This is a genomic window from Saccharopolyspora galaxeae (assembly GCF_016526145.1).
Classification (GTDB): domain Bacteria; phylum Actinomycetota; class Actinomycetes; order Mycobacteriales; family Pseudonocardiaceae; genus Saccharopolyspora_C; species Saccharopolyspora_C galaxeae.
The window spans coordinates 265,128-284,410 of sequence record NZ_JADDUE010000005.1 but is presented as its reverse complement, the minus strand read 5'-3'; the positions used below and the strand labels follow the sequence as shown (position 1 = coordinate 284,410).

The window sequence follows — 19,283 nt, the reverse complement described above, 5'->3', positions numbered from 1 at the left end:
CCTGCTGGAAGGAGCATCCCGTGACCGAGCCACGGCTCAACGCCTCCCGGCTGGATCGGTTGCCCGCAGCCGCGCGGCCCGGCGCCCGCGGCCAGGGTCCGCCCGGTATCGTCCACATCGGACTCGGTGCGTTCCACCGCGCGCACCAGGCCGTCCACACCCAGGACGCGGGTGACTGGGGAATTCTCGCGGTGAGTCCGCGATCCACCGACGTGCTGGAGTCGCTGCGCGCGCAGGACCACTACTACGCCGTGCTGTCGAAGGAAGGATCGCACCGCTCTTCCCGCGTCATGAGTTCCATCGTGGACACCGCTCATCTGCCCACGCAGCAGGAGAAGGTGCTCGATGCCCTGGCTTCTCCGGCGACTCGGGCGGTGACGCTGACGGTCACCGAGAAGGGATACCGGCTGGGTCCGGAAGGTCGGCTGCTGGTCGACGACGAACTGCGCGCGGAAGCCGCCGGCGGCACCCCGCGCACGATCATCGGCGCCCTGGTGCGCGGTTTGCAGCGCCGCATCGCCGCCGATGCCGGGCCGATCGCGCTCGCGAGCTGCGACAACCTGCCGGGCAACGGTGCCGCGCTGCGTTCGGTGCTGCACGATTTCTGCTCGCTCATGCCGGGTGGCGAGGCGCGCCCGCTCGTGGAGTTCCTGGAAAGCGAAGCCGGATTCCCATCCTCGGTGGTCGACCGCATCGTGCCCGCCACGACCGAGGAAGACCTGGCGCGGGTCGCCGCGGAACTGGGCGTGCGCGATCGGGCCGCGGTGGCGGCCGAACCGTACTCGCAATGGGTCAGCACCGACGAATTCCCGGGCGGGCGCCCGGATTGGGCGCGCTCCGGCGTCGTGTTCACCGCCGACACGGCTCCGTACGAGCAAGCCAAACTGCGGGTGCTCAACGGCAGCCACTCCGCGCTGGCCTACCTCGGCGGGCTCGCCGGGTACGAAACCATCGCCGAAGCCGTGCAGGACGAGGCGCTGGAGGGATTCGTGCGCAGCCTGCTCACCGAAGAGGTGCTGCCCACGGTGGACGCCCCGGAGATCGACCTGCACGCCTACGCCGACACCGTGCTGCGCCGATTCGCCAATCCCGCGCTGAAGCACCGAACCGCGCAGGTCGCCTCCGACGGCTCGCAAAAGCTCCCGGTCCGCCTGCTCGGCGCGATCCGGCAGAACATGGCCGCCGGTCGATCTCCACTGCGAACGGCGCTGGTGGTGGCAGCTTGGCTGCGCTATACCGCGCTGAGCGTGGACGATCGTGGTGCGGAGCTGGCGGTCTCCGACCCGCTGGCCGACCGGGTACGTGCCGCGGATGAGGCTGAGCTGTTGGCTCGCGCCGATCGGCTGTTGTCCGAACTCGACGCCGAGTTGGCAGCCGATTCCCGTTTCACCGCACTGCTGCGGGAGAATCTGCGCGGGCTCGGCGCCGCGGGGGCGCGTGCCTGGGCCGCTGAACAAGGAGTCGTGCGAGCAGGGGAGGGCCGGGCGTGATCCGGGTGCTGGCGATCGGGGAGTGCATGATCGAACTCACGCACCGGGATGCGGACACGCTGGCCGTGGGCTGCGCAGGAGACACGTTCAACACCGCGGCGTACCTGGCGCGTCTGACCACTCCGGACCAAGTGCAGGTGGATTACCTCACGCTGCTCGGCGACGACCACTACAGCGAGCGGATCCTGACCGCGATGCGCAGCGAAGGCATCGGCACCGAGCGGATCCGGCAGCTTCCCGGCGAACAGCCCGGGCTGTACCTGGTGCGCACCGACGAACACGGCGAGCGCAGCTTCACCTATTACCGATCCCTTTCAGCGGCCCGGAAGCTGTTCGAGACCGATGTGGACGGTGTGGACTTCGCCGACTACGACGTCGTGCACCTGTCCGCGATCACCCTGCAGATCCTCAGTCCGTCCGCCCGCGAACGTCTGCGGGAGGCGCTGGCGAAGTTCCGCACCTCCGGTGGCCGCGTCTCCTTCGACAGCAACTACCGCCCAGCGGGCTGGCCGGACGCCGCGGAAGCTGCCGAGCAGGTCCGCGAGCTGTGGCGGCTCACCTCGATCGCGTTGCCCACGTTCTCCGACGAGCAAGCCCTTTTCGCCGACCCGGACGCTGCCGCCACAGTGGACCGGCTGCGCGGTCTGGGCGTCGAGGACGCCGTGGTCAAGGACGGCGCCAACGGCTGCGTCCTGCTCGACGGCGACTGGACCCTTCGCCTGCCCGCCGAGCACGTCCCGAAGGTCGTCGACTCCACCGCCGCAGGCGACGCCTTCAACGCCGCCTACCTGGCAGCCCGCCTCACCGGCACCGCCCCGCCCGATTCCGCCCAGCACGCCCAGAAAATCGCCGCCACGGTCATCCGCCACCCGGGCGCCATCGTCGCCGACGAGGTACTGCCGAAGCGGGCGTGAGACTGTCCGTTGCGCGCCCGCCGCAACGCGGGCGGAGTGAACGTCCCGCTCGCCGACCCTTACCGGCCCAGCGGTCCGCTCACTCCGTCTGATCGTCGGCCGTGCGGGTCAGTGGTCGAAGCGGCCGTCGCGGATGCCGTGCAGGAATGTTGACCAGATCGTCGGGCTCATCAGCAGGACGGCGCCCTGCGGGTTCTTCGAGTCGCGTGCGGCGACAGCGCGGTCGGCCGAGGCGACCTCGACGCAGTGACGTACCTCGGAGCTGTAGCTGCTCTTGCGCCACATGAGTGCAGGTGACGTCGCGTCTCGTGATGCGTCGTGGTGGATCATGGCTGCCTTTCCAATCCGTTGGAAACACGCTTGATCAGGTTAGCCGACTCTTCCGGGGAAAGCGCTACCTTGCGCAGCATTTGGAGAGCTTCCCGCGCGTCCGCAAGGCATCGCGGGTCTTCCACGTACGAGGCGGAGCTGCGGCTCTCACTGAGCAGAAGGTCTTCGTGCTCCGGAAACTCGAAGTAGAGCAGTGGACCGGTTAGCCCAGCGTGTGCGCCCGCCTTCGTGGGGACCACGCGCAGGGTTATGTTGCTCCGATCCGCCAAGGCGCTCATCCGCTGATACTGGTGATACATCACCTCGGCGCTGCCGATATGCCGGTCCAGGACTGCTTGCTCGATGAGGAACTCGTACCGGCGGTCGGAATGCAGCAGCAACTGTCGTTCCACGCGTTGTGTTTGCAGTGCGTCAATATCGATCGCCGGTGAAGCCGGGGCCAATGCTGCGGTGATCGCCTCCACATAGTCGGGCGTTTGCAGCAACCCGGGGACGAGCATCGTCTCGTAGCTGCGCAGGACGACGGCTTCGCTTTCGAACGATTTCAAGTCATCCCAGACCCGCGAGGTCGGGACACTCCGGCTGGTCCACCAATTGGTCTCCGAACCGTCCCGAACGATGCTGAGAACTTCCTGCCGTTCCCGTGCCGGTATCCGGTAGAGGCCGAGGAGTGCGGCCACGTCGTCGGCCTTCAAGGCTCGGTGGCCGGATTCCATCCGGCTGACCTTGCTCATCGAGATGCCCAGTGCGCGCGAGACGTCCTTCTCGGTGAAGCCGCTGCGTTGCCGTAGCTCGCGCAGCCTGCTGCTGGCCCGCCTGGTGTGCACCGGAACCCCGTTGCGCGTTCCCATGTTGCCCCCTTCACTGATCTTCGCGGGCCAAGCTTCGCGGGTTGCCAACTGGGCAAACCACCGAGATCACCCGAAGGAAGCATCGGAGATTGTGGGAAGAAGCAGTGCTATCGCCGCGATTGCGCTGGTTTCAGCGTGTGGGCGAGGTCAGCGCGGCGCAGACATCACTGGTGCTGCGGTGCCAGTTGTGCAGTTCGGTGATGGTCGGGGACAGCTCGTAGTCGCGGTGGTGCGCGACTCCTGCTCAGCGAGTACCACAGGTCGGCGGCGGTGTGCGCCGTAGCCGCGTCGGTGAACTTCGGCAGCGCCAGCAGTTGCGCGGCGAGGATCGCCGCTCCGGACGGGATCGTGACCGCACCGAGGTCGATGTCCGCGGTGGCGTAGCGCAGCGGCATGTTCGCGAACGGCGTATTCCAGCACAGGTGTCCTGGCGAACGCCCGCCGAGGCGGACATCGAAGAGGTGCTCGACGACATCGTCATCGGTGTTGTCACGGGGCACCCGGATCGCGATGGCGTCAGATCCTTGTTCGAGCCGTGGTGCTGGATCACGAGCGGACGATCGCCCCCGGCCCGCTTCGCGATCGCGCGGACGGTCGCCTCTTCGAGCCCGTGCTCGTGTTGGTGGCCGACCGTCTTGTGTCCACAACGGACGAAAAGTCAATGACCGTTCTCGCAGGTGAGGTGCAGGTGGTCAATGTCCGGACGGGTGCAGTTGTCCCCGGACAATCCCCGGACATAGATCAAGGGCGGGAACCGTCGCCCGATCGCTATGTTCGTTCCTGCCGACCCGCTCCGGGCGGCTCTGGGGTTCCGGACCAACGGGGTCCGGACGAACATGTGGGGTGAAGATGCGACGCACTGCCGTCATCGGTCTCTTGACCGCGACGATTCTTTCAGGTGGGTTGACGCAAGGGGTGGCCAATGCGGCGCCCGCGCAGCCGGAAGCGAAGGGCCTGGCGCCGAGCTGCTTCCACACCAGCGCCAGCGGTGGGAACGCCACGGTGACGATCTACTACAACAACACCTGCTCGTCGCAGCAGCGCGTCAAGTTCGTGATCCAGCGCGCGGTGGACAGCAACTGCATCACCGTCAAGGCGGGCTACAAGGGCTCCTACAAGTCCGGCGCCGGCACGGCGCCCGAGCTCGACAAGGTGGAGTCCTGCTGATCCGCGCAATCGGATAGGCCGCGGCGCTTGGCAGGACGACATGCCCGCGAATAGCCGGATCGGCGCAAGCTGGTGCGGAGTGAACGGACCGGTCGCCCGATTCTCGGGACGGCGGTCCGTTCACTCCAGCACGGTCACGGCGTGCTCGCCGCCGAGCCCGGTGCCACGCGCAGGTCGGCTTCGATGTTCGCGGTGGTTTCCAGCAGCGGTGGCAGCAGGTTCTCCCGGGCTTCGGCTCCGGTGGTGCGGCTGGCGTGCGAGGAGATGTTCGCCGCTGCGATCACCCGGCCCGCGCGGTTGCGGACGGGGGCGGCGATGGACCGCAGGCCGGCTTCCAATTCCTGGTCCACCAGCGCGAAACCCCGTTCGCGGATGCGCGCGAGTTCCTGGCGCAGCTCGTCCGGGCTGCTCAGGGTGTGCGGGCCGAGCGGGTCCAGGCGCACCCGCGACAGGAACGGATCCAGCTCGTCAGCAGGCAGGTTCGCCAGCAGCACCCGGCCCATCGACGTCGCGTAGGCGGGGAACCGGGTGCCGATGTTGATCGAGACGGTCATGATCCGGCTGGTCGGCACGCGGGCGATGTAGACGATGTCGTCGCCGTCGAGCACCGACACCGAAGCCGACTCGTGCACCTGCGAGACGAGCCGCTCCAGGTGCGGCTGCGCGATCTCCGGCAGCGAAACGCTGGACAGGTAGGCGAAACCCAGCTCCAGCACCCGCGGGGTCAGCGTGAACACCCGCCCGTCGCTCCAGACGTAGCCGAGCTGCGCCAAGGTGTGCAGGAACCGCCGCGCCGCCGCCCGGGACAGGTCGGTGGCCCGGGCGACCTCGCTCAGCGTCATCTCCGGGCGGGACTCGTCGAAGGCGCGGATCACCGCCAGCCCCCGCGCCAAGGACTGCACGTACCCGCCGGTTTCCGATTCCATCGTTCTCCTCGCTCGCCCGGCCAGGTCGCCGGAGACCCCAATTCACTCGCCCTCGGCGTCCAGCACGTCCTTGGCCAGCGCGAACGCGCGGTTCGCCCGCGGCACGCCCGCGTAGATCGCGACGTGCATGAGCACCTCGCGGATCTCTTCCGGGGCTACGCCGTTGCGCCGGGCGGCGCGCACGTGCATCGCGAACTCCTCCTCGCAGCCGGTGGCGGCGAGGATGGCCAGGGTCAGGCAGCTGCGGGTCCGGCGGTCCACGCCGTCCCCGGTCCACACCTCGCCCCATGCGTAGCGCGTGATGAAGTCCTGGAATCCCTCGGTGAACTCGGACTTCTTCGCCTCCGCGCGGTCCACGTGGGAGTCGCCGAGCACCGCGCGGCGCACTTCCATGCCCTCGGCGTGGCGCTGTGCGTCCTCGCTCATCGGATGCTCCGCGTGAAGTGGTGCAGCAGCAGGCGGTTGACCGGCTCCGGCCGTTCGGCGTTGGCGAGGTGCGAGGCGGCCGAGAGGATTTCCACCTGCGCGCCGGGAATCTCGGCGCCGATGAGTTCGGCGTGCGGCGGGGGAGTGGCCGGATCGTCGCGCCCGGCGATCACCAGCGTCGGCGCGGTGATCTCGCCGAGCTTCGGCAGCAGGTCCATCTCCGCGATGGCCTCCGCGCATCCCGCGTAGCCCTCGTCGCTGCATTCGGTGACCATGTTGCCGAACTTCTCCGCGATCTCCGGCTTCGCCGCCGTCGCAGGGGTGAACCAGCGGCTCACCGAACCGTCCACAAGGGACTTGGTTCCGTGCTCGCGGGCCTGCGCAGCGCGTTCGCGCCACGCCGAGGCCGGGGTCAGCGATGCCGAAGTGCACAGCAGCGCCAGCCGCCCGATCCGGTCCGGGTGTCGTTCGGCCAGCCACATGCCGGTCATGCCGCCCAGCGACACCCCGGCGAAGTGCGCGCGCTCGATCCCGAGCGAATCCAGCAGTTCCAGCACGTCCCCGCCGAGGTCGGCCAGCCCGTACGGGCCGGGCGGAGCCGAGCTGCGGCCGTGGCCGCGCTGGTCGTAGCGCAACACGCGGAACCGCTCGGCCAGTGCGGGCTCCTGGTCGTCCCACAGGGACAGATCGGTGCCCAGCGAGTTCGACAGCACGACCACCTCGGCCCCTTCGGGCCCGGTGAGTTCGTAATGCGGCATCACGGCGAATTCCCTCCCGCCTCGTGCAGCGCCAGCGCACGATCGATGAACGCGCCCGCCGAACCCAGGTTGTCGCCGGGCTCGGTGGCGCGGATGATCTCCTGTTCGGACAGTACTTCGCGAACCCGCTCGTCGGCGATCAATTCCGCGCGCAGCGAAGTGCCCCGCTCGACGACCCGCTCGCACAACTCCTTGACGAGTTGCTGTGCCGCACCGCGGCCCATTGAGCCGAGCAGTGCCGAGGAAGCGGCCGCGGCCAGCACCAGACCGCCGGTGAGGTCCACATTGGACGCCATGCCCTCCGGGTGCACGCGGAGATTCGCCAGCAGCCGGTCGGTTCCCGCCGCCGCGGCCGCGACCAGGCGCAGCAGTTCGCTCAACGGCTCCCATTCGGACTGCCACGCACCGGCGGCGCGTTCGTGCGCCTGCGGCATCGCCGCCAGCAAGCTGCTCACCAGGCCGGGAACACGGTGCGCGGCGGCGCTGATCAGCACCGATCCCGCCGGGTTCTGCTTGTGCGGCATCGCGGAGGAGCCGCCGGAGCTGCCTTCGGTGAGCTCGCCGATTTCGGTCTGCGCGTGCAGTTCGACGTCCAGCGCGATCTTGCCGAGGCCGCCCGCGACGGTGCCGAGCGCGCCCGCGAGTTCGGCGATCCGGGTGCGGTCGGTGTGCCATGGCAGCACCGGCTCGGCCAGTTCCAGCTCCGCGGCGAGGTGGCCCAAGACCTCGACGCCGCGACCGCCCAGCGAGTCCAGCGTCCCGGCCGGACCACCGAGCTGCACCGCGAGCCGCGTGGTGAACACCCGCTCTAGCTGCTCGGTGGATTCGGACAGCGCGGTCAGCCACGCGGCGCAGCGACGCCCGAACGTCGTCGGCAACGCCTGCTGCAACAGCGAGCGCCCGATCATCACCGTGCCGCGGTGTTCGCCGGCCAACCGCGCGCAATGCCCGGCAGCGCTGCGCAAATCCGCGAGCACCCCGCGCAACGTGCGGCGTGCCACCAGCATCGCGGCGGTGTCCAGCACGTCCTGGCTGGTCGCACCATTGTGGACATACGGGCGCGCGTCCGCCGGGACCAGCTCGCCGAGGTCCGCCACCAGCCCGATCACCGGTGTTGCCGAGGAAACCGCGCGCTGCGCCAGCGATTCGAGGTCGAACTCCTCGGCGCGGCAGTGCCGGGCGATCTGCGCGGCCGCGGATTCCGGAACGAGCCCGGCGCGGGCTTGCGCGCGCGCCAGCGCGGCCTCGAAGTCCAGCATGGCCTGCACCCAAGCGCCGCGGCCGGTGCCCGCCGCGGCATCGGGGGTGCTGAACATCGGCGCGAACAAGCCGGGCTCAGAGGTCGAAGAAAACGGTCTCGTCATCGCCCTGCAGCCTGATGTCGAACCGCACGCTGCGCTCGTCGGCGACCGCGATCAGGGTGCCGCGCCGCTCGGCGTCCACTGCGGACAGCACCGGATCGGTGGCGTTGGCAGCCTGCTCATCGGGGAAGTAGATCCGGGTGACCACGCGGTTGAGCATTCCGCGCGCCAGCACCGTGACGTCCAGGTGCGGCGCCTCGGTGCGACCGTCCGGAGTGGGCAGCGGACCCGGTTTGACGGTGCGGAACCAGAACCCGCCCTGCGGATCGGTGCCGCAGCGCCCGAAATTCTCGAACGAGGCCGACCCGCCGCGCGGATCGTTGGGGTGCGAGAACCGGCCCTGCTCGTCGGCGCCCCAGAGCTCGATCACCGCGTCCGGCACCGGCGTGCCGTCGCCGTCGAGCACCGTGCCGCGCACGACGATCGATCCGGGCGTGCCCGCGGGCACGATCGCCGGGCCGTCGTCCCACATCATTCCGCCCGGCAGCGCGAAGAACGGCCCGACCGTCTGCGACGGCGTGGTGCCCAGTTCGTCCACTGTGGAGTCCGTCATCAGTCGTCGTCCTCCTCCTCGAACACGGTCGCTTCCGAGCCGCGCAGCACGATGTCGAACTTGTAGCTCAGCGCCCACTCCGGCACCGTCGTGTCCAGGTCGAAGGTGCTGATCATCCGCTCGCGGGCGGCCGGGTCGCGCACCGAGTTGAAGATCGGGTCCTGGTAGAACAGCGGATCCCCCGGGAAGTACATCTGGGTGATCAGCCGCTGCGTGAACGCCTGCCCGAACAATGAGAAGTGCAGGTGCGCGGGCCGCCACGCGTTGTCGTGGTTGCGCCACGGATACGCCCCGGGCTTGATGGTGACGAACCGGTAGCAGCCGTCCGCGTCGGTCATCGCGCGCCCGACACCGGTGAAGTTCGGGTCCAGCGGCGCGGGATGGCGGTCCCCGGCGTGGCGGTAGCGACCGGCCGCGTTCGCCTGCCACAGCTCCAGCAGCGTCTCCGGAACCGGTTTGCCGTCCGAGTCCAGCACCCGGCCGCTGACGATGATCCGCTCGCCCAGCGGTTCGCCCTCGTGCTGCACCGTCAGGTCGTGGTCGGTCTCGCCGACCCGGTCGTGCCCGAGCAGCGGGCCGGTGACCTCGGTGAGGTACTGCGGCAGCAGCTGCAACGGCCGCTTCGGGTGCCGCAGCGCCGAAGACCCGTATTCCGGGGTGTCCAGCGGCGGGTGCGAGTCGCCGTCCGGGCGGTACTTCGGCACCAGCAGGCCGGAGCTGTGTTGTGCGGTCATCGTCGACTCCTACGCTTCGAGTACCACTGCCAGGCCCTGCCCGACGCCGATGCAGATCGCCGCCAGGCCCCAGCCGCCGCCGTTGCGCCGCAGCTGATGCGCCAGGCTGCCGAGGATCCGCGCCCCGGACGCGCCCAGCGGGTGCCCGATCGCGATCGCCCCGCCCTGCACGTTGACGATCTCCGGATCCAGCTCCGGCCACTCTGCCAGGCAGGCCAGCGATTGCGCGGCGAAAGCCTCGTTGAGTTCCACCGCGGCCAGGTCGCTCCAGCCGATGCCGGCGCGGCGCAGCGCGGTGTTGGCCGCCTCGACCGGGCCGATGCCGAACACGTCCGGATCCACCCCTGCGACGCCGCGGGCGGCGATCCGCGCGAGCGGCTGCGCGCCGAGGTCACCTGCCACCGACTCGGAGCCGATCAGCAGCGCCGACGCGCCGTCGTTGAGCGGGGAGGAGTTGCCCGCGGTGACCGTGCCGTCCGCGCGGAACGCGGGCTTGAGACCGGCCAGCTTCTCGGTGGAGCTGTCCGGGCGGATGCCCTCGTCGCGGGTCAGCTCGGTGCCGGGCACGGCCGCCACCTCGTCGTCGAACAGACCCGCCTCCCAGGCCGCGGCCGCGCGCCGGTGGCTGCGCACCGCGAAGGCGTCCTGCTCGGCGCGGCTGATCTTGTAGCGGTCCGCCAGCAGCTCGGCGGAGGCACCGAGCGCGATGGTCCAGCGCTCGGGCATCTCCGGGTTGACCATCCGCCAGCCGAGCGTGGTGGAGTGCAGCGTCTCGTGGCCGTTCGGATAAACCTTCTCCGGCTTCTGCAACACCCACGGCGCCCGGCTCATCGACTCCACGCCACCGGCGATCACCAGGTCGTTGTCCCCGGTCTGCACCGCGCGGCTCGCGCCGATCGCGGCCTCCAGCCCGGAGCCGCACAGCCGGTTCACCGTCGATCCGGCCACGCTGGTGGGCAGCCCGGCCAGCAGTGCCGCCATCCGCGCGACGTTGCGGTTGTCCTCTCCGGCGCCGTTGGCGTCGCCGAACGCGACGTCCTCGATCCGTGCCGGGTCCAGCCCGGAAGTGCGCTCGACCAGCGTGCGCACCACGTGCGCGGCCAGGTCGTCCGGGCGCACCGCGGCCAGGCCCTTTCCGTAGCGGCCGATGGGGGTGCGCACCGCGTCGAGGACGTAAGCCCCGTTGCTCATGGAAGCTCTCAGTCCTTCCCGATCGTTGCTTTGAGTTCCCGCAGCACGCTGAGCTCCGTTTCGGTCGGCGGGTCCTGCACGCCCGGCTCGTCGACGACCTTGAGGTCCCAGCCGGTGGCTTCCTTGACCTGCCCGACCTCGACGCCGGGGCTCAGCGTGGTCAGGGTGAGCTCGCAGGTGTCCGGATCGGGCTGCATGACGCCCAGATCGGTGATCACCTTCACCGGGCCGCGGCCCTGCAACCCGAGCTTCTCCCGATCGCCCTTGCCGCGGCCGAACCCGACGGAGCTGACGAAGTCGACCTGCTCGACGAAGCTGCGGGTGCTCTGGCGCATCACGATGAGCACTTCCCGGCAGTTCGCCGCGATCTCCGGGGCACCGCCCGCGCCGGGCAGCCGCACCTTCGGACTCGCGTAGTCCCCGCCGATCACGGTGGAGTTGATGTTGCCGAACTTGTCCACCTGCGCGCCGCCGAGGAAGCCGAAGTCGATCCGGCCCGGCTGCAACCAGTAGTTGAAGATCTCCGGCACGCTGACCACCGAGTCCGCGGTGTCGGCGAGGATGCCGTCGCCGATCGACAGCGGCAGCTGGTCCGGCTTGGTCCCGAGCGTGCCGGACTCGTAGACCAGCACCAGGTCCGGGGCGTGCGTGCGGCGGGCGAGGTTGGCTGCGGTGCTGGGCAGGCCGATGCCCACGAAGCAGGCGGCGCCGTTGTGCAGCGTGCGCGCGGCGGCGACGCTCATCATCTCGTCGGCGGTGAACGTCATCGCGCGCTCCTCTCGGCGGTGGTCCGCACGTTCGCCTCGATCCAGGTCTCGAATTCCTCGCGGCTGCGGGAGATCGCGTCCCAGTTCTGGTAGTAGCCGTTGTCGCGCTCGTAGAAGCCCTGCGCGTAGGAGGGGCGCGCTCCGCCGGGCGCTTCGGCGACCGCGGTCACCGCCCACTTCGGCAGCACCACGCCGCCGGGGCGCGGGGTGAGCTCGTCGACGATCTCCTCGACGGTCACCAGGGAACGCTTCGAGGCGAGCACGGTCTCCTTCTGCACCCCGGTGATGCCCCACATCTGCACGTTGCCCGCCCGGTCGGCCTGCTGGGCGTGCACGATGCCGACGTCCGGGTTCAGCGCGGGCACCGCGGCCAGCGTCTCGCCGGTGAACGGGCACCGGATGGTCTTGATGTTCTCGGTCTGCTCGACCAGGTCGGTGCCGGTGTAGCCGCGCAGCACCGCGAACGGCAGCCCGGAGGCGCCCGCGGCGTAGCGGTTGGCCATGCCCGCGTGGCTGTGCTCCTCGATCTCCAGCGGTACCGGCCAGGAGTTCTGCACGGCATCGCGGAACCGGTGCAGCGAGCCGACACCGGGGTTGCCGCCCCAGGAGAACACCAGCTTGCGCGCGCACCCGGCGCCGATCAGCTGGTCGTAGACGATGTCCGGCGTCATCCGCACCAGCGTGAGGTCCTCGCGGCCCTGCCGGATGATCTCCTGCCCGGCCGCGACGGGGATGAGATGGGTGAAGCCCTCCATGGCGACCTCGTCGCCGTCGGCGACCAGCTCCGCGATGGCTTCGGACAGCGCCAGGATGCGTGCCACCCCGATCAGCTCCGATCGTGCGCATAGTGAACAGATGTGCTTAATACGAACATAGCGAGCGGCTGGATGGCCGGTCAAGAGATCCCGTTCGCCCACAAACGAACTGCATTGATTCCGAACCCTTCGCCGGAAACCGCGCGTGTGCGCGAGCGCGGGCGGCTAAGTTGAGCGGAATGCGCGTCCTGTTCACCGCGCTCGCCGCGTACGGGCATGTTCATCCGCTGCTGCCGCTGGCCGTCGCCGCCCGCGAGCAAGGCCACGAGGTCGCTTTCGCGACCGGCCGGGTCATGCACGATCCGCTGCGCGCCGCGGGTTTCGAACCGATCGACGCCGGAGCGTCGATCAGCGAAGCGGGTGCGGAGGCCGCCAGGGACCTGTTCGGCACCGAACTCGGCGAGCTGTCGCCGGAGCAGTTGCCCGCGGTCGGGGCCGCGGCGTTCGGCACGGTGCTGCCGTGGCGCTTCCTCGCAGACCTGGAACCGGTGCTCGCCCGGTTCGAGCCCGACCTGGTGGTGTTCGAGGCCGCCACCGGCGGAGCGGAACTCGCCGCCCGGCGCGCCGGGGTGCCCGCCGTCGCGCACGGCGTCGGCCCTGCGGTCGACAAGGGATTCGAGGAGCACCGCGAGCAGCTGGCGGCGGTCGCCGCCGAGGTGGGTCTTCCCGTCGGGAAAGCGGCCCCTTACCTCGACATCTATCCGCCATCGCTGCAGGACCCCGCGTTCCGGTCCCGGCCGGAGCGGATCGAAATGCGTCCTCGGGCGTTCGCCGAAGCAGGCGAGCTGCCCGAGCCGGTGCTGCGCCGGAACAGGGAGTTGGGCCGGAACAGGCAGCTGGGCCGGAACAGGCAGCTCGTGTACCTGACGTTCGGCACCGGGTTCGGCACCGCCGAGACGTTGCGCCGGGGGATCGACGCGCTGGCGCCGTTGGAAGCCGACGTGCTGGTCGCGGCCGGTCCGGCGGTGGACGTCGCGCAACTCGGGGATGTGCCGGGCAACGTGCTGGTCGAGCGATGGGTCCCGCAAGCGCGCCTAATGCCGCACATCGACCTGCTGGTGCACCACGGCGGCAGCGGCACGACGCTCGGCGCGTTGAGCACCGGTGTGCCGCAGCTCGTGCTGCCGCGCGGTGCCGACCAGTTCGTCAACGCCGCCGCGGTGCACGACTCGGGCGCCGGTGCGCGGCTGCTGCCCGACGAGGCCGATGCGTCCGCGATCGGGGCCGCGGCTCGCGGCCTGCTGGCGGACGACCGCACGCGGCAGGTCGCGGGCAGGATCTCGGCCGAGATCGCCGCGATGCCCGCACCGGAGGAACTCGCCGGGCGACTGCCGGAGCTGGCGCGGCTGTCGTGAGCGTCCTGGCGGGGAGCCTTTCCGGTCGATGAAGCCGGATCGGGGAGCGGCCTTCCGCGGCTGTGGCTACGCCGGTGGCCGGTCCCGCGCGGCAGTTCGAGCGGAACCGCTCCGCAGACGCTTCCGCAAGGCCCTAGAGATATCCGCTGGCGGGCAGGCCGTCCTGCGGCAGGCCCAGCACGGCGACCGCCGCGTTCGCCGCGGCCACGGCCTGCTGGTGCCCGGTTTCGCCCCAGTTGAGCAGGTCACCGGCTTTCGCCGGGTGCACCAGCAGCCGCAGGTAGGTCCGCCCGTTGTCCGGGTCCGGCTCCGGGGCGTGCACCCCGCTGATCCGCGCGGCCATGCGCACCTGCGCGTACGGGGAGACGCCGTCGTCCACGCACTGGTAGCCGAGGTAGTGCGGCTCGGTGATGTCCAGCGTGACCTCCTCGAAGGTCTCCCTGCGCAGCACCTCGACGTAGCCGCACTCGCCCGGTTCGGGTCGTCCGCCGGGCAGCGAGTGCTTGCCGCCGTCGACCCGGATGAGCACGCGGCCGTCGGGGGCGAACAGGAATCCGTAGACCTGCCGGACCGGCAGCTCGGCAGGCACGGCGCGGGTGTGCCAGGAGAACTTCGCCATCGCAAGATCCCTTCGTCGAGCCCCGGCGGCCGGGCCGCTGTCGAACCGATCAGGTTACCGCCGGTGCGCCCGGAAATCCCGCAGCAACGCGGCCGCGCGCGGGGCCCGGTGGGCGGCTCCAGCACCCGGCGGGCCGCACTGGGCCGATTGGTCCTTTGTGGATGGTCCGGGTGTCCGCAGCGTGGAACGCCGTTCGGCGCTGTTGACAGTCCTTCGGCGGCCCTGGTCGGATGAGCCCGTGTTCGCCGCGCAGCTGACGAAACGCCGCCACGTGGACCTCGTCCGCGTCGGCGCGCAGGGTTGTCGATTCTGATCTCCAGCGCCGCCGCTCGCGAACTTCCGGCCGTTTTCCGCGTCCTGTAGCAGGCAGGTCCGATTCCCCAGGCAGGCCGGTTGCCAGGCAGACCCGGTTCCCGGGTCGGTTCAGTTCCCAGACCGGCCCGGTTCCAGGTCGGCTCAGTTCCCAGGCAGGCGCAGTTCCGCTGTACCCGGCGACGGCCGCGCAGCGCGTCAATCGCGCGGCGGCCCGCCGGTCGATCCCTTTCTCGCACCGCGTTGCAGCGCGTCCGCGCGCCGCCGCCCGAGCACGACCGCACAACGGGAGACGACCGTGTCCGAAGACAAGCCCGCCGAACCGCTGAAGTTCGCCTACTGGGTGCCCAACGTCAGCGGCGGCCTGGTCACCAGCACCATCGAACAGCGCACCGAGTTCAGCTACGACTACAACAAGCGGCTCGCGGTGCTCGCCGAGCGCAGCGGGTTCGAGTACGCGCTCAGCCAGGTCCGCTACGCCTCCAGCTACAGCGCCGCCGAGCAGCACGATCCGGCGGCGTTCAGCCTCGGCCTGCTCACCGAGACCGAGCGGCTGAAGCTGATCGTGGCCGCGCACCCCGGGCTGTGGCACCCGGCGATCCTGGCGAAGTTCGGGATCACCGCAGACATCATCTCGCAGGGCCGGTTCGCGGTGAACATCGTCAGCGGCTGGTTCAAGGGCGAGTTCACCGGCCTCGGCGAGCCGTGGCTGGAGCACGACGAGCGCTACCGGCGCACCGAGGAGTTCATCCGCGTGCTGCGCGGATTGTGGACGCAGCCGAACTTCGAGCTGGCAGGCGACTTCTACCGGATCCGCGACTTCAGCCTGCGCCCGCAGCCGTACCAGGTGCCCGGGCGGCCGCACCCGGAGATCTTCCAGGGCGGCAACTCCACCGCCGCACGGCGGCTGGCCGGGCGCGTGTCGGACTGGTACTTCAGCAACGGCAAGGACTTCGACGGTTTCTCCGAGCAGGTCGCCGACGTCCGCGAGCACGCGGCGGCGAACCGGCACACCGTCCGATTCGGACTCAACGGCTTCCTGATCGCCCGCGAGACCGAGTCCGAGGCCAAGGCCGTGCTGCGGGAGATCGTGGACAAGGCGGACACCGAGGCCGTGGAGGGCTTCCGCAAGTCCGTGCAGCAGGCCGGTAACTCCACATCGGACGGAAAGGGCATGTGGGCGGACTCCGAGTTCGCCGATCTGGTGCAGTACAACGACGGTTTCCGCACCGGGCTGATCGGCACCCCGGAGCAGATCGCGCACCGGATCATCGAGTACAAGAAGCGCGGCGCGAACCTGATCCTGCTGGGTTTCCTGCACTACCTCGAAGACGTCGAGCACTTCGGCCAGCACGTGCTGCCCATCGTCCGCGAGCTGGAAGCCGAACTGGACCGCAAGGGCGATCCCGTCGGCGCCGCTGTCTGAGCCCTCGAACTCTTCGCACGCAGGTGGTCGCGCACCGGGCCAGCCGCAACGGCCGGTGCGCGGACACCTCCTGACCTGACTTGGAGACAACAGAATGAGCGTTACCGACGACACCGCGACGCGCTGGCAGCAGCGCCCGAGCACCGCGCAGGGCTGGATCGAGCGGGCGCAAGACGTCGCCGCGCTGTTGGCCACCGACGCGGTCGCCCGCGACCGGGCGGGCGAGACCCCGCACGCCGAGGTCCGGCTGCTCAAGGACGCCGGGCTGGTGACCCTGCTCGGCCCCGCCGAGCACGGCGGGGGCGGGCAGACCTGGTCCACCGCGTACAAGGTCACCCGCGAGGTCGCCAAGGGCGACGGATCCATCGGCCAGCTGCTCGGCTACCACTACCTGTGGGCCTGGGCCGTGCGGCTGGTCGGCACCGACGAGCAGATCGAGCAGGTCGAGCGGCTCTACACCGGCGAGGTCCTGTTCTTCGGCGGGGCGGTCAACCCCCGCGACGCCGACGTGGTGATCACCGACGACGGCGCGGAAATCGTGTTCAACGGCCGCAAGTCGTTCTCCACCGGCGGCAAGGTCTCCGACCTGACCGTCCTGGAAGGCGTGCTGGCGGGCACCGACAAGCACATCTTCGCGATCGTGCCCTCCGACCAGGACCGCATCGTGTTCGGCGACGACTGGGACAACCTGGGCCAGCGGCTCACCGAGTCCGGCAGCGTCGAGATCCGCGACGTGCGGGTGCCGTGGGAATCGGCGGCGGGCTACGTGGACAAGGAATTCCGGCCGCTGGTCTACAACACGCTGAACACGCCCACCATCCAGCTGGTGTTCGCGAACTTCTACCTGGGCATCGCGCAGGGCGCGCTGGACGTGGCGAGTTCTTACACCCGGGAGAAGACCCGCGCCTGGCCCTACGGCGGGGACAACAAGGAAAGCGCCACCGAGGAGTTCTACGTCCTCGACGCCTACGGCGACCTGCAGGCCAAGCTGTGGGCGGCGGAGGCGCTGATCGACCGGGCGGGCGGCGAGCTGGAGCAACTGCTGCACGCCGAGCGCGAGTCGGTGACCGCGCAGCAGCGCGGCTCGGCGGCCGTGCTGATCGCGGCGGCGAAGCAGCGGATCGTGGACACCGGCCTGGAGATCGCGACCAAGATCTACGAGGTCACCGGTGCGCGGGCCACCTCGAACAAGGCGGGCCTGGACATCTTCTGGCGCAATCTGCGCACGCACACGCTGCACGACCCGGTGGCCTACAAGCGGGTCGAAGTCGGCCGCTACGCGTTGCTCGGCGAAATCCCGGAACCCACCTGGTACACCTGAGCCCGATGCCGTGGCACCAGCGCCCGTCCGGCGATCCAGCCGGGCGGGCGCTCTCGCGCGGGCGCTGCCGTCGGGCGAGTCGATGCGGGAAAGATCCTGCGATAGCCCGTGCCGATGCGACCGGTCGCTCGATCGGCCTCAGCCGAACCACTTGGCGAAGAACCACGCCACCCGGCTGACCCGGCGCACCTTCGGCTCGAAACCGGCGATGCCGTTGACCTCCCAGTGCTGCCCGCACTCCGGGCACTGGTACGGCCCGAGCCGGGTGGTGTCCACCTCGCACGGGTGGCCCCTGCGTCCTCGCTGCATTCCGCCCCTTCCGCAGCTCGCGTCCGCGCCCCGTGTTCGAAGCCGCACGACCGATCACACCACGCCCGGCGACGCGGCGGAACCGATCACCTCGCCCGTCATCCGGCCGGGTGGGTGGGGACCTTTGGCCGTGTGACGCCGCGTATCCGATTTCTACCTTTGACTGCGAGGGGATCCGGCCGCGGTGGGCGGCCGGGCGAATAGATGGGACGAACCGTGATGCGGCGGAACATCGAAACCGGAGTGCGGATCAGCTGAGCGGCCGCGCGCGCATCCGGCTGTTGCTGTGGGCCGGGGGAGCTGCGCTTAGCCTGGGGAAGGCGAGATCTGGCGCGTCGCCCGCGGTCCGCGGGTGGAAGCGGGGCTGCGAGATGGACACAGGTGACGGCGTCCGGGAAGAGGGCGCACCGGACGGCGCCGCGCGCGGCACCCGGATCGCACTCGTGGACGATCACGAGGTGGTGCGCCGGGGCATCGCCGATCTGCTGGAGGACGAAACCGACTTCGAGATCGTCGCCGATGTCGGCTCGGTGCGCGAAGCCCTCGTGCGGTTGCCGCGGGCGAATCCGGACGTCGCCGTGCTGGACGTGCGGCTGCCGGACGGCAACGGCATCGAGCTGTGCCGCGAACTGCTGACGATCCTGCCCGGCGTGCGGTGCCTGGTGCTGACCTCCTTCTCCGACGACGAGGCGCTGCTGGACGCGATCATGGCGGGTGCCTCCGGCTACGTGCTCAAGCAGGTGCTCGGCTCCGACCTGCGCTCGGCCATCCGGCAGGTCGCCGCGGGCCGGTCGCTGCTGGACTCGCGCACCACCGCGGCCGTGCTGGAGCGGCAGCGGCGCAAGCAGGCCCAGGAGGACCCGCTGCACCGGCTGACCGAGCAGGAACGCGCGGTGCTGGAGCTGATCGGCGTCGGCATGACCAATCGGCAGATCGCCGAGCGGATGTTCCTCGCCGAGAAGACGGTGAAGAACTACGTCTCCCAGCTGCTGGCCAAGCTCGGGATGCAACGCCGCACCCAGGCAGCGGTGCTGGCCACCGAACTGCGCCAGGGCCACCACGACAAGTGATCAGGCGCCTCGAACGAGTTCGCATGCGTGCTTCGGCATGTGTTCGGCTGCCGGTGTTCCTAGGCTGAACGGGTCAAACCGGACCCCGTTAAGCGCTGAAGGAGATCGATGACCACCGCGCACCAGGAACACACCGATCACGCCCACCGGCACGGCGACGGTTGCGGGCACGTCGCGGTCCCGCACGGCGACCACGTGGATTACGTCCACGACGGGCACCTGCACACCGCGCACGACGGGCACTACGACGAGTGCGAGCCCAACGGTCACACCGTGCACGAACAGCACGCCCACCGGCACGGCGACGGTTGCGGGCACGTCGCGGTCCCGCACGGCGACCACGTCGACTACCTGCACGACGGCCACCGGCACGCCGCGCACGAGGACCACTACGACGAGCACTGAAGCAGGATCTGCATTGAGCTCGTTTTGCGTAGGTGGTCGCTTGGCGGAACCTCAGGCGCCTGCTCGCTGCGGGATCTCATCCTGACGTAGCTCCCTACGCGGCGTCTTTACAGGTCCGGGCCGCTGTCCTCGCGAGCAGACGCCTGAGAACTCGCGGCGGTGCCGGTTGCTTAGGTGGCGAAG

General features: G+C 70.0%; 22 protein-coding genes. 8 read left to right on the top strand and 14 right to left on the bottom strand.

Annotated features, from left to right (window positions below):
* Nucleotides 1-20: 20 nt before the first annotated feature.
* Both INP57_RS14100 and INP57_RS14095 read left to right on the top strand, forming a co-directional pair.
* Nucleotides 21-1,490, top strand: a complete 1,470-nt coding sequence (locus INP57_RS14100; protein WP_200070643.1) for a mannitol dehydrogenase family protein — start codon at nt 21-23, stop codon at nt 1,488-1,490.
* Nucleotides 1,487-2,404 (top strand): sugar kinase, encoded by a 918-nt coding sequence (locus INP57_RS14095; RefSeq protein WP_200070642.1) that lies wholly within the window; start codon nt 1,487-1,489, stop codon nt 2,402-2,404. The genes INP57_RS14100 and INP57_RS14095 overlap by 4 nt, the downstream gene beginning before the upstream one ends.
* A gap of 108 nt (nt 2,405-2,512) precedes the next feature.
* Here the strand turns inward: INP57_RS14095 and INP57_RS14090 are convergent, their stop codons facing one another.
* From INP57_RS14090 to INP57_RS14080, 3 genes are all read right to left on the bottom strand, one after another.
* Nucleotides 2,513-2,689 (bottom strand): DUF397 domain-containing protein, encoded by a 177-nt coding sequence (locus INP57_RS14090; RefSeq protein WP_233627523.1) that lies wholly within the window; start codon nt 2,687-2,689, stop codon nt 2,513-2,515.
* A 41-nt stretch (nt 2,690-2,730) separates the two neighbouring features.
* Nucleotides 2,731-3,585 carry a helix-turn-helix domain-containing protein gene (locus INP57_RS14085; protein ID WP_200070640.1) on the bottom strand — a complete coding sequence of 285 codons (855 nt, stop codon included), beginning with the start codon at nt 3,583-3,585 and terminating at the stop codon, nt 2,731-2,733.
* A gap of 164 nt (nt 3,586-3,749) precedes the next feature.
* Nucleotides 3,750-4,085, bottom strand: a complete 336-nt coding sequence (locus tag INP57_RS14080) for a hypothetical protein (RefSeq protein ID WP_200070639.1) — start codon at nt 4,083-4,085, stop codon at nt 3,750-3,752.
* A 403-nt stretch (nt 4,086-4,488) separates the two neighbouring features.
* On the opposite strand from INP57_RS14080, the gene INP57_RS14075 reads away from it, so the two are divergent.
* Complete coding sequence (locus tag INP57_RS14075) at nt 4,489-4,752, top strand: alpha-amylase inhibitor (protein ID WP_200070638.1); 264 nt, start codon at nt 4,489-4,491, stop codon at nt 4,750-4,752.
* A gap of 134 nt (nt 4,753-4,886) precedes the next feature.
* Here INP57_RS14075 and INP57_RS14070 read toward each other — a convergent pair whose 3' ends face one another.
* From INP57_RS14070 to INP57_RS14030, 9 genes are read right to left on the bottom strand one after another with little or no spacing between them, the layout of a single operon-like run.
* Nucleotides 4,887-5,678 (bottom strand): IclR family transcriptional regulator, encoded by a 792-nt coding sequence (locus INP57_RS14070; RefSeq protein ID WP_200070637.1) that lies wholly within the window; start codon nt 5,676-5,678, stop codon nt 4,887-4,889.
* A 42-nt stretch (nt 5,679-5,720) separates the two neighbouring features.
* Nucleotides 5,721-6,104, bottom strand: coding sequence for a 4-carboxymuconolactone decarboxylase (pcaC, locus tag INP57_RS14065; protein ID WP_200070636.1), 384 nt, complete (start codon nt 6,102-6,104; stop codon nt 5,721-5,723).
* Nucleotides 6,101-6,862 (bottom strand): 3-oxoadipate enol-lactonase, encoded by a 762-nt coding sequence (pcaD, locus tag INP57_RS14060; protein WP_233627522.1) that lies wholly within the window; start codon nt 6,860-6,862, stop codon nt 6,101-6,103. The genes pcaC and pcaD overlap by 4 nt, the downstream gene beginning before the upstream one ends.
* The gene (gene pcaB, locus INP57_RS14055) at nt 6,862-8,226 is read right to left on the bottom strand and encodes a 3-carboxy-cis,cis-muconate cycloisomerase (protein ID WP_233627521.1); all 1,365 of its coding nucleotides are present in this window, start codon (nt 8,224-8,226) and stop codon (nt 6,862-6,864) included. The genes pcaD and pcaB overlap by 1 nt, the downstream gene beginning before the upstream one ends.
* The gene (gene pcaG / locus INP57_RS14050) at nt 8,198-8,776 is read right to left on the bottom strand and encodes a protocatechuate 3,4-dioxygenase subunit alpha (protein ID WP_200070633.1); all 579 of its coding nucleotides are present in this window, start codon (nt 8,774-8,776) and stop codon (nt 8,198-8,200) included. The genes pcaB and pcaG overlap by 29 nt, the downstream gene beginning before the upstream one ends.
* Nucleotides 8,776-9,510: a protocatechuate 3,4-dioxygenase subunit beta gene (gene pcaH / locus INP57_RS14045; protein WP_200070632.1), complete on the bottom strand. Its 735-nt coding sequence runs from the start codon at nt 9,508-9,510 to the stop codon at nt 8,776-8,778. Before pcaH ends, pcaG begins: the two co-directional genes overlap by 1 nt.
* A gap of 9 nt (nt 9,511-9,519) precedes the next feature.
* Nucleotides 9,520-10,701: a thiolase family protein gene (locus tag INP57_RS14040; RefSeq protein ID WP_200070631.1), complete on the bottom strand. Its 1,182-nt coding sequence runs from the start codon at nt 10,699-10,701 to the stop codon at nt 9,520-9,522.
* Nucleotides 10,702-10,709: 8 nt separating this feature from the next.
* Complete coding sequence (locus INP57_RS14035; RefSeq protein ID WP_200070630.1) at nt 10,710-11,468, bottom strand: CoA-transferase subunit beta; 759 nt, start codon at nt 11,466-11,468, stop codon at nt 10,710-10,712.
* A complete protein-coding gene (locus INP57_RS14030) occupies nt 11,465-12,289 on the bottom strand; it encodes a CoA transferase subunit A (protein WP_200070629.1) in 825 nt (274 codons plus the stop codon). The genes INP57_RS14035 and INP57_RS14030 overlap by 4 nt, the downstream gene beginning before the upstream one ends.
* Before the next feature lie 173 nt (nt 12,290-12,462).
* On the opposite strand from INP57_RS14030, the gene INP57_RS14025 reads away from it, so the two are divergent.
* Complete coding sequence (locus tag INP57_RS14025; protein ID WP_200070628.1) at nt 12,463-13,638, top strand: glycosyltransferase; 1,176 nt, start codon at nt 12,463-12,465, stop codon at nt 13,636-13,638.
* A 133-nt stretch (nt 13,639-13,771) separates the two neighbouring features.
* Here the strand turns inward: INP57_RS14025 and INP57_RS14020 are convergent, their stop codons facing one another.
* The gene (locus INP57_RS14020) at nt 13,772-14,257 is read right to left on the bottom strand and encodes an NUDIX hydrolase (RefSeq protein WP_200070627.1); all 486 of its coding nucleotides are present in this window, start codon (nt 14,255-14,257) and stop codon (nt 13,772-13,774) included.
* A gap of 610 nt (nt 14,258-14,867) precedes the next feature.
* Here INP57_RS14020 and sfnG point away from each other — a divergent pair.
* Nucleotides 14,868-15,995, top strand: coding sequence for a dimethylsulfone monooxygenase SfnG (sfnG, locus tag INP57_RS14015; RefSeq protein WP_200070626.1), 1,128 nt, complete (start codon nt 14,868-14,870; stop codon nt 15,993-15,995).
* A 94-nt stretch (nt 15,996-16,089) separates the two neighbouring features.
* Nucleotides 16,090-17,316 carry an acyl-CoA dehydrogenase family protein gene (locus INP57_RS14010; RefSeq protein ID WP_200070625.1) on the top strand — a complete coding sequence of 409 codons (1,227 nt, stop codon included), beginning with the start codon at nt 16,090-16,092 and terminating at the stop codon, nt 17,314-17,316.
* Nucleotides 17,317-17,454: 138 nt separating this feature from the next.
* Here INP57_RS14010 and INP57_RS14005 read toward each other — a convergent pair whose 3' ends face one another.
* Complete coding sequence (locus tag INP57_RS14005; RefSeq protein WP_200070821.1) at nt 17,455-17,592, bottom strand: hypothetical protein; 138 nt, start codon at nt 17,590-17,592, stop codon at nt 17,455-17,457.
* A 404-nt stretch (nt 17,593-17,996) separates the two neighbouring features.
* On the opposite strand from INP57_RS14005, the gene INP57_RS14000 reads away from it, so the two are divergent.
* Nucleotides 17,997-18,695, top strand: a complete 699-nt coding sequence (locus INP57_RS14000) for a response regulator (RefSeq protein ID WP_200070624.1) — start codon at nt 17,997-17,999, stop codon at nt 18,693-18,695.
* A 108-nt stretch (nt 18,696-18,803) separates the two neighbouring features.
* On the top strand, nt 18,804-19,100 hold the full coding sequence (locus INP57_RS13995) for a hypothetical protein (protein ID WP_200070623.1): 297 nt from the start codon (nt 18,804-18,806) through the stop codon (nt 19,098-19,100).
* Nucleotides 19,101-19,283: the final 183 nt, after the last annotated feature.

Coding starts and splice junctions, on each gene's coding strand:
- INP57_RS14090 (WP_233627523.1), bottom strand. CDS start 2,689: ATGTGGCGCAAGAGCAGCTACAGCTCCGAGGTACGTCACTGCGTCGAG.
- INP57_RS14085 (WP_200070640.1), bottom strand. CDS start 3,585: ATGGGAACGCGCAACGGGGTTCCGGTGCACACCAGGCGGGCCAGCAGC.
- INP57_RS14070 (WP_200070637.1), bottom strand. CDS start 5,678: ATGGAATCGGAAACCGGCGGGTACGTGCAGTCCTTGGCGCGGGGGCTG.
- pcaC (WP_200070636.1), bottom strand. CDS start 6,104: ATGAGCGAGGACGCACAGCGCCACGCCGAGGGCATGGAAGTGCGCCGC.
- pcaD (WP_233627522.1), bottom strand. CDS start 6,862: ATGCCGCATTACGAACTCACCGGGCCCGAAGGGGCCGAGGTGGTCGTG.
- pcaB (WP_233627521.1), bottom strand. CDS start 8,226: ATGACGAGACCGTTTTCTTCGACCTCTGAGCCCGGCTTGTTCGCGCCG.
- pcaG (WP_200070633.1), bottom strand. CDS start 8,776: ATGACGGACTCCACAGTGGACGAACTGGGCACCACGCCGTCGCAGACG.
- pcaH (WP_200070632.1), bottom strand. CDS start 9,510: ATGACCGCACAACACAGCTCCGGCCTGCTGGTGCCGAAGTACCGCCCG.
- INP57_RS14040 (WP_200070631.1), bottom strand. CDS start 10,701: ATGAGCAACGGGGCTTACGTCCTCGACGCGGTGCGCACCCCCATCGGC.
- INP57_RS14035 (WP_200070630.1), bottom strand. CDS start 11,468: ATGACGTTCACCGCCGACGAGATGATGAGCGTCGCCGCCGCGCGCACG.
- INP57_RS14025 (WP_200070628.1), top strand. CDS start 12,463: ATGCGCGTCCTGTTCACCGCGCTCGCCGCGTACGGGCATGTTCATCCG.
- INP57_RS14020 (WP_200070627.1), bottom strand. CDS start 14,257: ATGGCGAAGTTCTCCTGGCACACCCGCGCCGTGCCTGCCGAGCTGCCG.
- INP57_RS14010 (WP_200070625.1), top strand. CDS start 16,090: ATGAGCGTTACCGACGACACCGCGACGCGCTGGCAGCAGCGCCCGAGC.
- INP57_RS14000 (WP_200070624.1), top strand. CDS start 17,997: ATGGACACAGGTGACGGCGTCCGGGAAGAGGGCGCACCGGACGGCGCC.
- INP57_RS13995 (WP_200070623.1), top strand. CDS start 18,804: ATGACCACCGCGCACCAGGAACACACCGATCACGCCCACCGGCACGGC.